Origin of the sequence: Providencia sp. PROV267 (genome assembly GCF_028477825.1) — a bacterium.
In the GTDB taxonomy this organism is placed as follows: domain Bacteria; phylum Pseudomonadota; class Gammaproteobacteria; order Enterobacterales; family Enterobacteriaceae; genus Providencia; species Providencia stuartii.
Genome location: NZ_JAMPLX010000014.1, coordinates 69,069 through 81,778 on the forward strand (window position 1 = coordinate 69,069; position 12,710 = coordinate 81,778).

The 12,710-nt window shown below is 41.9% G+C and carries 11 protein-coding genes; all 11 read left to right on the forward strand.

The annotated features are described in order from the left end of the window. Position 1 precedes the first annotated feature (1 nt). Genes tssC through vasI form a run of 11 tightly spaced genes read left to right on the forward strand, consistent with a single transcriptional unit; the run spans position 2 to position 12,706 of the window. Positions 2–1,480 (forward strand): type VI secretion system contractile sheath large subunit, encoded by a 1,479-nt coding sequence (gene tssC, locus PR709_RS10720; RefSeq protein WP_014657067.1) that lies wholly within the window; start codon positions 2–4, stop codon positions 1,478–1,480. A gap of 4 nt (positions 1,481–1,484) precedes the next feature. Continuing rightward, entirely contained in the window at positions 1,485–1,922 is a 438-nt protein-coding gene (gene tssE / locus PR709_RS10725; protein ID WP_004926302.1) for a type VI secretion system baseplate subunit TssE, read from the forward strand. A gap of 1 nt (position 1,923) precedes the next feature. Further along, positions 1,924–3,705, forward strand: a complete 1,782-nt coding sequence (gene tssF, locus PR709_RS10730) for a type VI secretion system baseplate subunit TssF (RefSeq protein ID WP_004926305.1) — start codon at positions 1,924–1,926, stop codon at positions 3,703–3,705. After that, positions 3,669–4,706, forward strand: coding sequence for a type VI secretion system baseplate subunit TssG (gene tssG / locus PR709_RS10735; protein WP_272570887.1), 1,038 nt, complete (start codon positions 3,669–3,671; stop codon positions 4,704–4,706). The genes tssF and tssG overlap by 37 nt, the downstream gene beginning before the upstream one ends. A gap of 5 nt (positions 4,707–4,711) precedes the next feature. Then, a complete protein-coding gene (tagH, locus tag PR709_RS10740) occupies positions 4,712–5,983 on the forward strand; it encodes a type VI secretion system-associated FHA domain protein TagH (protein WP_004926309.1) in 1,272 nt (423 codons plus the stop codon). Position 5,984: 1 nt separating this feature from the next. After that, positions 5,985–6,539, forward strand: a complete 555-nt coding sequence (gene tssJ / locus PR709_RS10745) for a type VI secretion system lipoprotein TssJ (protein WP_004926310.1) — start codon at positions 5,985–5,987, stop codon at positions 6,537–6,539. 1 nt (position 6,540) lies between these two features. Further along, on the forward strand, positions 6,541–7,899 hold the full coding sequence (gene tssK, locus PR709_RS10750) for a type VI secretion system baseplate subunit TssK (RefSeq protein ID WP_036942310.1): 1,359 nt from the start codon (positions 6,541–6,543) through the stop codon (positions 7,897–7,899). After that, positions 7,892–8,647: a type IVB secretion system protein IcmH/DotU gene (gene icmH / locus PR709_RS10755; RefSeq protein WP_004926314.1), complete on the forward strand. Its 756-nt coding sequence runs from the start codon at positions 7,892–7,894 to the stop codon at positions 8,645–8,647. Before tssK ends, icmH begins: the two co-directional genes overlap by 8 nt. Positions 8,648–8,655: 8 nt before the next feature. Then, complete coding sequence (tssH, locus tag PR709_RS10760) at positions 8,656–11,271, forward strand: type VI secretion system ATPase TssH (RefSeq protein WP_272570888.1); 2,616 nt, start codon at positions 8,656–8,658, stop codon at positions 11,269–11,271. Then, entirely contained in the window at positions 11,268–12,065 is a 798-nt protein-coding gene (locus PR709_RS10765) for a hypothetical protein (protein WP_004926317.1), read from the forward strand. The genes tssH and PR709_RS10765 overlap by 4 nt, the downstream gene beginning before the upstream one ends. Next, complete coding sequence (gene vasI / locus PR709_RS10770; protein WP_004926319.1) at positions 12,062–12,706, forward strand: type VI secretion system-associated protein VasI; 645 nt, start codon at positions 12,062–12,064, stop codon at positions 12,704–12,706. The genes PR709_RS10765 and vasI overlap by 4 nt, the downstream gene beginning before the upstream one ends. The last annotated feature ends 4 nt before the right edge of the window (positions 12,707–12,710 follow it).

The window sequence follows — 12,710 nt, forward strand, 5'->3', positions numbered from 1 at the left end:
CATGTCATTAAATAGCGAAACGCAGGAACAACAAGTTTCCTCATCCAATGTTTCATTGTTAGATGAGATTATGGCTCAATCTCGTATGTCTCCTGAGTCAGAAGCTTATGGTATTGCCAAACAAGGTGTTGCTGCATTTATTAGCAATCTTTTTGCTAGCCAAAATGAAGAAGAGCAAATCAATAAGCTATTGATTGATAAAATGCTTGTTGAGTTAGATAACAAGCTGAGTACACAAGTTGACCAAATTCTTCATGCACCAAAGTTCCAAGAGCTTGAGTCTTCATGGCGTTCACTGAAACTGTTAGTTGACCGCACCGATTTTAGAGAAAACATCAAAATTAATATTCTTCATGCAACGAAAGAAGAGTTATTGGAAGATTTTGAATTCTCTCCTGAAATCGTACAATCAGGCTTCTATCAGCATGTTTACTCATCCGGTTATGGCCAGTTTGGTGGTGAGCCAGTAGCTGCTGTAGTCGGTAACTATGCTTTCAATAACACCACGCCTGATTTGAAATTAATGCAGTATGTGAGTGCTGTAGGCGCTATGGCGCATGCACCATTCCTTTCTTCCGTTTCACCTAATTTCTTTGGTATTAACAGCTATGCAGAATTACCTGCGATCAAAGATATTAAGTCTGTCTTTGAAGGTCCTGCACATACTAAGTGGCGTTCATTGCGTGAAGCAGAAGATTCCCGTTATCTTGGTTTAACAGCACCTCGCTTCTTGCTGCGTCTGCCATATTCACCAACAGAAAACCCGGTTAAGTTGTTTAACTATACTGAAAATGTTAAGCAGGATCATGACCATTACCTTTGGGGAAATACGGCATTTTTATTAGCAAGCTGTATCAATGACAGTTTTGCTAAGTACCGTTGGTGCCCAAATATTATTGGCCCACAAAGTGGTGGTACAGTTAGCGATCTTCCTGTACACGTGTTTGAAGCAATGGGCGAATTACAAGCTAAAATTCCAACTGAGGTTTTAGTTACTGATCGCCGTGAATTTGAATTGGCAGAAGAAGGCTTTATTACATTGACGATGCGTAAAGGCAGCGACAATGCCGCGTTTTTCTCTGCGAACTCAGTTCAGAAACCTAAAACTTTCCCAAATACTCATGAAGGTAAAATTGCCGAAACCAATTATAAATTGGGAACTCAGCTTCCTTACATGTTCATTATCAACCGCTTAGCACACTACATTAAAGTGTTACAGCGTGAACAAATCGGTTCATGGAAAGAACGTCAAGATTTGGAACGTGAACTGAACATTTGGTTGAAGCAATACATTGCTGATCAGGAAAACCCACCGGCTGATGTACGTAGCAAACGTCCATTACGTTCAGCACAGATCCAAGTTCTCGATGTTGAAGGGGATCCAGGTTGGTATCAAGTTGCGATTCAAGTCCGCCCTCATTTCAAATACATGGGTGCTAACTTTGAATTGTCACTTGTTGGTCGCCTAGACAAAGAGTAAGGCAATGGCTGCTAACTATAACTGGGATTCTTCAGAGACTGCCAGCTTATTTGAACGCATCCAAGGGAAGAGCTCCGGCTCTTCCCATCATGCTCGAATGGATGCCTTAGTGAGATCAATTAAGAACAATTTAAATCAAATCCTAAACAGTCGACCAGATGCTTGTCAAAGTTCGGCTAGCCTAGGAGTACCTGATTTAAATGATGCAACACAAGCAGCAACAGATTTTAGGCGGAGCCTAGAACATTCTATTACAACCTGCATTCAAGACTTCGAACCTCGGATCAGTAATGTTCGAGTGACATTTATCGAAAATGATGCAGATGCCTTGTTGCTCCAGTTCAGCATCACCGCTTTTATCGATCTCGACAGCCAGCGGCAGCTCATTGAATTTAATATGCAGCTCGATAACAACCGGCGATATCAGTTGAAACAATTCTAATATGTCTTCAAACCCGTATTTTGCGAATGAACAAGAGTACTTAAAAGAGCTTGCCAGTCATATAGCGATAGAAAAGCCTCATCTTGTTGATTTATTATCCAATAAGATTCAGGATCCTGATGGTGCACGCTTGATGGATGGGTTAGCCTATCTTTCAGGAAATCTTCGTGAACAGCTTGATAGGCAATTCTCTGAATTAACGAGCAGCCTAGTCAATATGCTGTGGCCTGCTTATGCTCGTCCTTTTCCCAGCATGACTATTGTTGAGTATCAAACAGATGCTCAGACACTCAGCTATGCAAGCAAAATAGCCGCGGGCCAACCTTTTGTAGCTAAGCCTTTGTATGTTCAAGGCGAAACCCCAAATGCAGATAGCCTGCACCAATGCCGATTTAGCCAATGCAGAGACCTTTGGTTATTACCTGCAAAAATTTCACATGTACGCCAACGAACCAAGTCCATTGAGATTGATTTCAAACTCGATAAACCCCGCGTATTAGCAGAAATTGGCTTAGATAAGTTGCGTATCCATTTGAATGGCGCAACCTATACGACACATCAATTATTTTATTTGTTGAGCCATCGCATTAAGCAAGTGACGCTTGTCACCGAACATCATCGGTTGCCTTTAGATAATTTTGCAGCATTGCCAGTGGGTTTCAAAAAAGAAGATGCTTTATTGCCGTACCCAAAAAATAGCTACGATGGGTATCGTATCTTGCAAGAGTACTTCTGTTTTCCTGAAGCCTTTATGTTTATGGATATTAAAGGCCTTGAAGACCTACCTTTAGCACTGAATACAGATTCCTTCACATTAGAGATTGTGTTTGAAACGGAGATCCCTGACGCGGTGGTGATCCGAGATGACAGCATCAAACTGAATTGTGTACCTATTGCCAATTTGTTCACTATTGACAGTGAAGCTATTGACCTTACAGGTAAAAATGATGACTACATCTTGAGCGCCAGTTACCGAACACCACTTTGTTATGACATTTTTTCGATTAACCAAGTACAAGGGTTAAGGTATCCACAAAATGCCTCTCCTTATGCCGTCAATTACACCGCATTTGAAAGCTTTCATCACCAAAGCCATAACCTGAAAGATAAAAACCATGGCTATTACAGGCTAAAAATCAATCAGATGAGAGAGGCGGTAGGCTATCGGCATACGCTCTCCTTTGTGCGTGACAATGAAACAAAACTACAAAACTGTGAAGAAACCGTTTCTGTGTCATTAAATTGCACAAATAGGAATGTTGCTTCAAGGCTTTCAACCCATTCGATTTCACTTGATAAAGCCTATCGACCGGAAGGTGCTTTATCTGCCACAAACTTGTTTAAGCCAACAGCGCCATTATACCCATTGTTGGGTCAAACATTGTATTGGTCTGAATTAACGAATCTTTCGTTAAATTATCAATCACTTTTGAATCTAACCTCGTTGAAGCAAATTCTTCAACTCTATGATTTACCGTCTGTTTTTAATCGTCAAACAGCAAGGCAATCTCAGCAGTGCTTAGATTCTCTCATTAGCTTAAACACAGAGCATATTGAGCATCTTTATCGTGGGTTACCAGTAAGAGGATTAAAAACGACATTAACGGTTCGTCAAAGTGCTTTTTTAAGTGAGGGTAGCTTGTACTTGTTTTGTACAGTTATTGCTCAATTTTTTGCTTTGTATACCAGCGTGAATATGTTTCATGAGCTGGAAGTAATCAATATTGATAATAAGGAAACCTACCGGTGGCCAGCACAAATCAATCAGCAAATACTGAAGTGATAGCGCGCTGGCTAGATGAAGCTGGCAATTCTGTTACTGAATATAGTTTTTATCAACTTGTTGAACTACTTAATAAGTTACAAGGTAAAAGCACAACCACGCAGGAAATAACGGATGAAATAATTCGTTTTAAGTCCTGTGCAAATATTGCTTTTCCTACGAGAGATGTCATCTCAGTCAAAAAGAATCAAAACGGGCAGTTTGAGCTTGAAGTCTCCTTCTTGGGGTTACACGGTAGTCAGTCTCCGTTACCGAGCTATTATCTGGATGATTTTGCTTGGGAAGATGCCCAACAACAACCTAGCGTGACAGATTATTTGAACCTTTTTAATCACCGTTTAGTCACGCTTTTACATCGTATTTGGCGTAAATACCGTTACTACATTTGCTTTGAAAATGAGGGAGTTGATTCATTTTCTCGCTATATGTTTTCGTTGGTTGGCTTAGGGAATGAAGTCAACAGAGAAAGAGTTCATATCAATCACAGTAAGATGTTGGCCTACGCTGGGCTTTTAGCGAGTCCAAGCCGTTCTCCCGATGTTATCAGTAGTTTAATTGCCCACTGTTTCGATCTCGAACACGTTGAAGTTATCGGTTGGGAAACTCGTAAAGTACCTATTCCTGAAAATCAACAAAATCGGTTAGGTGTGATTTCTCATCAGGCTGGGAAGAAATCGCAGCCCCGTATGTTATTGGGCGATAACTTTAGTTTGGGCGGGCATATCTATGATTGTAATGGCAAATGTACCGTCGAAATCAGTGAATTATCACTCGAGCGTTATATGTCCTTTCTGCCTAATGGAGCTAATTTTTTACCTCTTGTCGCTTTTGTCTCTTACATCTTCCATGAGCAGTTGGCATGGGACTTACGGCTCAATATTGCTGAAAAACAAGCTGAAGGGATCCGTTTAGGCCAGAAACAACACAATCAATTAGGGTGGCAAAGCTTTTTAGGTAAACCTGAGAAACAACCTAATGTCACCATTACTGTACTGGAATAAATCGCATGGATAAGTATTTACCGACAATTTCATTTCGCCTGATTAATAGTGAATTACTCGAAAGCGGTTATGTTTCGAGTATGACATTTTCACAAGATGGCGGGCAAATAGGCAGTAGCGCACAGTGCCAGTGGCAGATTCAAGATAACCAAAATTCCGTGGCACCAGTGCAATGCACTATTCTTTGGAAGGATAAGCACTTTTGCATTAAGACCAATACAGAATCAGTTTATGTCAATAATGCGATTGTACCTCTTCATCTTGATGCGGTACGGCTTGCTCATGGTGACCAGATCAAAATTGGTCAGCTTAAATTGTCTGTTAATGTGAATCTTACTGGACAACCAGCAGAAGACTTAATGGCTGTCACCCCTCAATCACTGGTTTCTAGCGATAGTAATCCATTAGATTCTCTATTTAATACCACACCGACTCAATCTTATGAGCAAGAGGAGTATGAGCTTGCTCCGACCGTTCAAGGGTCCCTAACGTATGATCCGCTTCAAGCCTTAGAAAATGAGAGTCTTAGCTTAATTTCTCAGAAAAATAAGCAAGCTTCAGACCCATTATTAATGAATGAAGCACACTTAACGCACTCAGTCACCTCCCCATTTTCAGATAATCAAGGGAATACCATGGTTCAGGAATTTATGGATTTACCAAAAATCACACCAACACTTGATGACACTATCACAGACATTGAGCATGTGGCTGTAAACCCTTTAATGCAAGGGCTTGGTATTCATTTAAATTTACAAACTTCACAACAAGCGAATGATTTTCTAGTGGAGCTAGGGAAGACTATTCGCTCCGCCATCGAAGGTTTATTGGCATTACAGCAACAGCAAGAAAGCCTGCAAGATAAGCAACTTAGACCAATTGAAGATAACCCATTGCGTTTAAACAGCAGTTATGAAGAAACAATGAAGTTGATGTTTACGGACGAACGTAGTCCCGTTCATTTATCAGCCCCTTCAGCGGTAGCAGAAAGTTTGCATAACATTCAGTTGCATTATCGAGCAAACCAAGAAGCTATTTCGACGGCACTTGCAACGATGTTGGCTGCTTTCTCTCCTGAACACCTTTTAAATCGTTTCGCGCACTATCGCCGTGCTTCAGATAACTCTTCGACGAACGATGCTTGGGCATGGGAAATGTACACCAACTACTATAAAGAGCTGTCATCTTCTCGCCAGCAAGGTTTTGAAAAGCTGTTCTATGAAGTCTATACCCATGCCTATGACAGAGCCTTAAGAAAAGGGCTTGAGGAAGCATAATATGCGTGCGAAAACCTTACTAGGATACCTATTTTTACTCTTTTCAATGATGGCGCTTAGTGGATGTACTAAGCCATTGGAAGCTGTATCCAAAATAGGTCAAGTCATATTAGACCCTTCGATTCCTATTGGGCCGCCACAAGATAGGCCATCAACGATATCGTTGACTATCTTGGCTGAGCCCAACATCAACCCAAATCAGGATGGTGAAGCAACGCCACTGAATCTACAGATTGTCTACATGAATGAAGATTCATTGTTTGCTGCGCTCGATTTTGATCAGATTGAAGAGAAAGATGGGGATCTCGAAAAGGTACTGAAAAAAAACTATATCGACCATCAGGACTACACCATTTTACCTGGGCAATACAAGCCGCTACCTGACATTGAGCTATATCCAGACAATCGTTATATCGGGGTCATTGGTTACTACTCAGACCCTGATAACGCGGAATGGAAAAAAATTGTTAAGGCACGTGGAAAAGGACGCCATTACTTCCTCCTAGCTCATATCAGAGGAAATGAAATCGAATTTAGACAAGAGGAAGATGACTAATATGTCGACAAAAAATAGAGTGATTTGGCGTGAAGGTTTATTTATTAAGCCTCAGCATTTTCAGCAGCAACAGCGTCATCAAGACTATATTACTGAAAGCATACTGAAGAGCTATATTTCTCATTTTTGGGGGCTCAGTTCGTTAATTCTGAGTGATGAATTGTATAGCTTAGGTCGTATTGGTATCAAGGAAGCTTCAGGTGTAATGCCTGACGGCACGATCTTTTCTATGCCTCATCAAGATATTCTTCCTCAACCTATTGATATTAAAAATATTAGTGATGGTGATAACAATATCGTTTACCTTGCATTTCCCTTAGTGAATAGCACGGTCAATGAAGTGTCGACTGAACATAGTGGTAACCGCTTGTTATCACGTTATAGCGACAGTATGGAAGATGTTCGCGACCTGCATACGGAAGGTGGGGATGTCAGTACGATCAATGTGGCCAAATTAAGACCGATCCTGAAGCAAGGCTCCAAAGAGATGGATGCTTATGTCACTTTGCCTATTTGTAAAATTAGGGAACGTGGTGCTGATGGCAGCTTAACACTTGAGAATGACTTTATTCCGACATGTTTGAATGTGCGTATCTCACCAATGCTAAATGAGTTCCTGAATGAAATTCATGGTGCTTTATATGAGCGTGGTAAACAAATTGCGTTACGTATTGGCTCCCCAGGGCAACAAGGTGTCGCGGATGTAGCAGAATTTATGATGTTGCAGGTATTAAATCGTACCTATCCATTGTATTCGCATTATGCGCAAGAGCCGGTTATTCATCCGGAAAAACTGTTTAGAGATTTGCTCGAATTGTGTGGTGAATTACAAACGTTCACTAATACCTCTCGTTTACCTGATTCTGTGGCTAAATATAAACATTTCAATTTATCTGAAAGCTATATCCCACTCATCAAAGATATTAGGGAAGCACTGAGTGTGGTGTTAACACCTCGCGCAATTCCAATTCCATTAGATACGCAAGAGCACGGTATTCGTGTTGCGACGATCCATGATAAGCAGTTACTGCAAAAAGCAGAATTTATTATTGCGGTCAAAGCGAATATGCCACAAGAACAGTTACGTCAACTGTTCCCACAACAATCGAAGATCTCTTCAGTGAGCAATATTCGTAAAGTGGTCAGCGTGCAGATCCCAGGTGTGAAATTGATTCCATTATCAACGGCACCACGTCAATTACCTTATCACTCTGGTTATAACTACTTCGAATTAGATAGAAGTGGCGATGTTTGGCAGGAAATTAAGCAGCACTCCAATATGGCATTCCACGTTTCTGGCAATTTCCCTGAGCTTGATATTCAACTTTGGGCGGTAAGAGGCGGAATAGACAATGACTAATGCAGCTTTCCTTAATGACTATGCCGAACAGGGCAACTTGCAAAAAAATTATCAGTTGCCTTTGCGGGGGAATAGCATCAATCCAATGATTGATGCTGCGACGCCATTGCTTGGGATGGTTCTCAGAATGAAAGCGATGTCAGAAACCCCTCTTTCGGAAAAGTTATATCAGCAGGTGGTGACCGATATCACCTCAATAGAGCAACAACTACAAACCCAAGGTTATGAACCTGGGGCTATTGTTTCATTTCGCTATGTTCTATGCACCTTTATTGATGAAACAGCATTGGGATTAGGTTGGAACCAAGACAACGGCTGGGTTAAACAGTCGTTATTAGTACACTTCCATAATGAATCTTGGGGTGGTGAAAAGGTTTTTGTATTAATTGAGCGGTTACTCGGTGAGCCTAAACGCTATCTCGATTTGCTGGAATTTATCTATTTGTGTTTGTGCCTTGGCTATCGTGGTCGCTACAAAGTGACAACAGGGCATAGTGATGAATTTAACCATTTACTCAGACGGTTACAGAAACAGATTCAGCAACTTAGAGGCGAAGCAAAACCCGTTATCCTTTTTGATGAAGGGGGTAATAAACACCATCGCTACCGTTTAGGCCGGCGCTTTGGTGTTCGCTACGTCATTCTTGGCGCCGTTATCTTAGCGGCAATTATTTACAGCATTTATTCATCCCGACTGAATCATCAAACACTCAGTATCGTGGAACAGCTTAATACTTTACTCGGCTAGGATGCACTATGATTCAAATTGATCTTTCGACACTCGTTAACCGTCTTCACCCTATCGCGAAGCATGCGTTAGAAAGTGCTGCGGCTTATTGTGTGAGCCATCAGCAGCCTGAAATTACGGTATCGCAATTTTTGCAACAACTGGTCGAAACACCATTGACGGATATTCGCTTAATTAGCCATAAAGCGGATCTGGATTTAGTCGCACTTGTTGAATTGTTAGAAGTACAAATTCCGCCACATCATGCGATTACTCAAAGCTATCCGAGTTTTTCTCCGTTATTGATTGAATGGATGAAAGACAGTTGGTTATTAGCCTCGACAGAATATAACCACAGTGAATTACGCTCTGGTACTCTGTTTTTAACCCTTTTGCAGATGCCATTACGTTATCTGTCAAAACCGGTTGCTGATTTATTATCACAAGTAAATCGTGAACAACTGCGACTGAATTTTGATAGTTGGACTGCGGGTTCGGCTGAAGCACCACTGACTGAAGCAGAAAAACAATCTGGAGAGAGTCGTCCTGCGGACTCTTTACTGGCGAAGTTCACGCAAAATATGACTCAGCAAGCGCGTGATAACCAATTAGACCCTGTTTTATGCCGTGATCATGAAATTGATTTAATGATCGATATCTTGTGTCGTCGTCGTAAAAACAACCCCGTGGTTGTGGGAGAGCCGGGGGTAGGTAAAAGCGCCCTAATCGAAGGATTGGCATTGCGTATTATTGCAGGTGAAATCCCTGAAAAATTACGTGGGTGTGAATTACTTACTTTAGACCTTGGTGCTTTACAAGCGGGTGCTGCGGTCAAAGGTGAATTTGAAAAACGCTTCAAAGGCATTATGCAGGAAGTGAGTCAATCACCTCATCCTATCATTTTGTTTATTGATGAAGCACATACCTTAATTGGTGCGGGTAACCAACAAGGTGGATTGGATGTCTCCAACCTATTAAAACCCGCCTTGGCTCGCGGTGAATTACGTACTATCGCGGCGACAACATGGAGTGAATACAAAAAGTATTTCGAAAAAGATGCTGCCCTTGCGCGCCGTTTCCAACTTGTTCAAGTTAAAGAGCCAACGGCGGCAGAAGCCGTCATCATCATGCGTGGCCTACGCTCTATTTATGAAAAAGCGCATAAGGTCTTTATTGATGATGAAGCATTGCGTGCGAGTGCTGAGTTAAGTGAGCGCTACCTATCAGGTCGCCAACTCCCAGATAAAGCGATTGATGTACTTGATACGGCGGGGGCTCGTGCGGCTATCAACTTATCTTCACCGCCGAAAAAGCTCTCGTTGCTGAAAACGGAACTTCATCAGATTGGTATGGAAACGGATGTGCTACAACGTGAACAACAATTGGGGCTTAATGACCATAGTTCGCGTCTGAGTGCACTAGCTGAACAGGCTAAAACTATCAATGCTCAGGTTGAGGAGCTACAAACCGCGTGGGAAACCCAGCAAGAGATTGTTTCTCAAATTATTGCATTAAGAGCGCAGCTACTGGACAGCGACCAAAGTGAAGAGCTTCCAACTAACGACAGTTTGGTATTAAAAGAGCAGCTTAAACAATTAAATGAGCAATTGAATGAGCTACATGAACAGCATTTATTAGTCTCGCCACATGTCGATAAAAAACAAATTGCTGCCGTTATTGCTGAATGGACGGGGGTACCTTTAAATCGTTTATCGCAAGATGCTCTATCAGTGGTAACGGAGTTACCCGTTTATTTAGAACAAACAATCAAAGGGCAATCATTAGCGATTGAGTGCTTACATAAGCATTTGTTAACTGCTCGCGCTGACTTACGACGCCCAGGTCGACCGTTAGGTGCATTTTTATTGGCGGGGCCAAGTGGTGTCGGTAAAACAGAAACGGTTATTCAAATAGCACAACTGATGTTTGGTGGAACGCAATATTTAACGACAATCAATATGTCAGAGTTCCAAGAGAAACATACAGTTTCACGGCTGATCGGTTCACCTCCAGGTTATGTTGGTTATGGTGAAGGCGGCGTACTGACAGAAGCGATCCGCCAAAAGCCTTATTCTGTTGTTTTATTGGATGAAGTTGAAAAAGCCCATCCTGATGTTCTGAATCTATTTTATCAAGCCTTTGATAAAGGTGAATTAGCCGATGGGGAAGGGCGAATTATTGACTGCAAAAATGTCGCTTTCTTCCTAACGTCTAATCTAGGCGACCAAATCATTACTGCCTATGCAGATAAGCCTGATGAGTTGCAAGATGCGCTTTATCCGGAATTAACCGCATTTTTCAAACCTGCACTGCTGGCACGTATGGAAGTGGTTCCTTATTTACCATTATCTCAAGAGATCCTTCAGCAAATTGTCGGTGGCAAGTTAGCTCGTCTGACTTCGTTACTTGAACAGCGTTTTGGTGCGGAAGTTGTGGTCGATGACAGTGTACCTACAGAGATCTTACGTCGTGCTTCTCGTGCGGAGAATGGTGCGCGGATATTAGAATCCATCATCGATGGCGCACTGTTACCACCGTTATCGCTACTGCTACTACAGCACAGCGCAAAAAATGAAGACATTAATCACATTCAATTATCAACACAGAACGATGAGTTCGTTGCGACGGTGAATGCTAAACTATGAAATCACGACTGAAAAATGCCTTAGCCTTACTTGAATGCACTAATTTGGATGTGTTAGCGAGCCAATTTTTAACGTTTAGCTTTACACGCAGTCCATTTAGCGCACTGATTGTGTCATTAATCAACCGACCTGAAAATTGCTTACAGAGTTGGAGTATTAAGCAATCAAATGAAGTAGAACAAGGGCATTTGGATGTCGAGATCAGCGATGCTGACCACCCTTTGATTCAGTTGATATCAAGGGGTGAAAGTGTCCTATGGGAGAACCTGAATCAAGGAATTCACATCAATGATAATAGGTTTCGCCAATTTGTGGCTGAATTACCAATAGGTACAGGGCTGTATAGCCTCCCATTAACAGATTTACGTCATAAAATTTGCGGAGCTATTATTTTGTTTGGGAAATCACTCAATACGGAGAGTTATGAGCAAGGAATTTTCCCTATTTATTGTGCGTTATTTCACCATCAGTTGAAAAGTCTCCTCGAATTATCTTTGACTCAGCAGAAGATTTCTCACCTGCAATACCTTAATTCACTACAACAAGATCGTGAACGGCAACTACAGGCAGCTGTGAATATGTTAACGACATCAGCTCCACCTGTTGCGAGTCACCATTTCTCTGATTTTAGAGAGATTGATGACTTAACCGTGGCAACTGAACGTTACGAAGAACAAATTTTAAAAGACCGACAACAACAGGTTAATGGTGATTTAGATACGATGGCAACGAGTCTGAATTTATCGAAACGGTCCCTAATATACAAATTGAAAAAATACGGGTGCATGAGATGAATATTTCACCGCTTACATTGTGGTTGATGACCTCTTTATTCGTCGTCACCACTGCCTCAGCGGAAAAAACAAATCCGCAAGCACTGGCTCAGGCGCTTTCAGAGTGCCGCCTTGAGTCGTCTCAACTGATCCGTCTTGCATGCTATGACCAAATCATGGCCGACTCACCTGCACAGACACCTTTTGACCCGAGTCAAATGGGTAAAGCATGGCGCCAGGCAATGGAGCATGAAATGCAACGAGAAGATAATAGCGCGGGGTTTTTAGTCACCCTTCCTGAAACAGGAAATTACCCAGTTATTATGACTATCCCTGCGATTGGTTTTGCGCCGCCTCGCCCAGTCATGATGATCAGTTGTATCGACAATATTACACGATTGCAGGTTGCCCTCCCTCGCCAACAGGAGGCGGGAAGTGTGATGTTAACGACAGACAAAACGCAATTCACTGCCGATTGGTTTCTTCGTGAAAACGGTTATGTATTGGAGTCGAGTCGTGGCATTCCCGGCATTGATGAAATTAAACGTTTATTAAACGGTGAAACACTGACGTTGAAATTAGCAAACAATGACCGGCTAACTTTCAATATTTCAGGTATTTCAACTGATATCAAACCGCTAAGAACGGCCTGTCACTGGTAAGCAT

Excerpts from the sequence above, each read along its gene's own strand:
- tssC (WP_014657067.1), top strand. The coding sequence starts at position 2 with ATGTCATTAAATAGCGAAACGCAGGAACAACAAGTTTCCTCATCCAAT.
- tssE (WP_004926302.1), top strand. The coding sequence starts at position 1,485 with ATGGCTGCTAACTATAACTGGGATTCTTCAGAGACTGCCAGCTTATTT.
- tssF (WP_004926305.1), top strand. The coding sequence starts at position 1,924 with ATGTCTTCAAACCCGTATTTTGCGAATGAACAAGAGTACTTAAAAGAG.
- tagH (WP_004926309.1), top strand. The coding sequence starts at position 4,712 with ATGGATAAGTATTTACCGACAATTTCATTTCGCCTGATTAATAGTGAA.
- tssJ (WP_004926310.1), top strand. The coding sequence starts at position 5,985 with ATGCGTGCGAAAACCTTACTAGGATACCTATTTTTACTCTTTTCAATG.
- tssK (WP_036942310.1), top strand. The coding sequence starts at position 6,541 with ATGTCGACAAAAAATAGAGTGATTTGGCGTGAAGGTTTATTTATTAAG.
- icmH (WP_004926314.1), top strand. The coding sequence starts at position 7,892 with ATGACTAATGCAGCTTTCCTTAATGACTATGCCGAACAGGGCAACTTG.
- tssH (WP_272570888.1), top strand. The coding sequence starts at position 8,656 with ATGATTCAAATTGATCTTTCGACACTCGTTAACCGTCTTCACCCTATC.
- PR709_RS10765 (WP_004926317.1), top strand. The coding sequence starts at position 11,268 with ATGAAATCACGACTGAAAAATGCCTTAGCCTTACTTGAATGCACTAAT.
- vasI (WP_004926319.1), top strand. The coding sequence starts at position 12,062 with ATGAATATTTCACCGCTTACATTGTGGTTGATGACCTCTTTATTCGTC.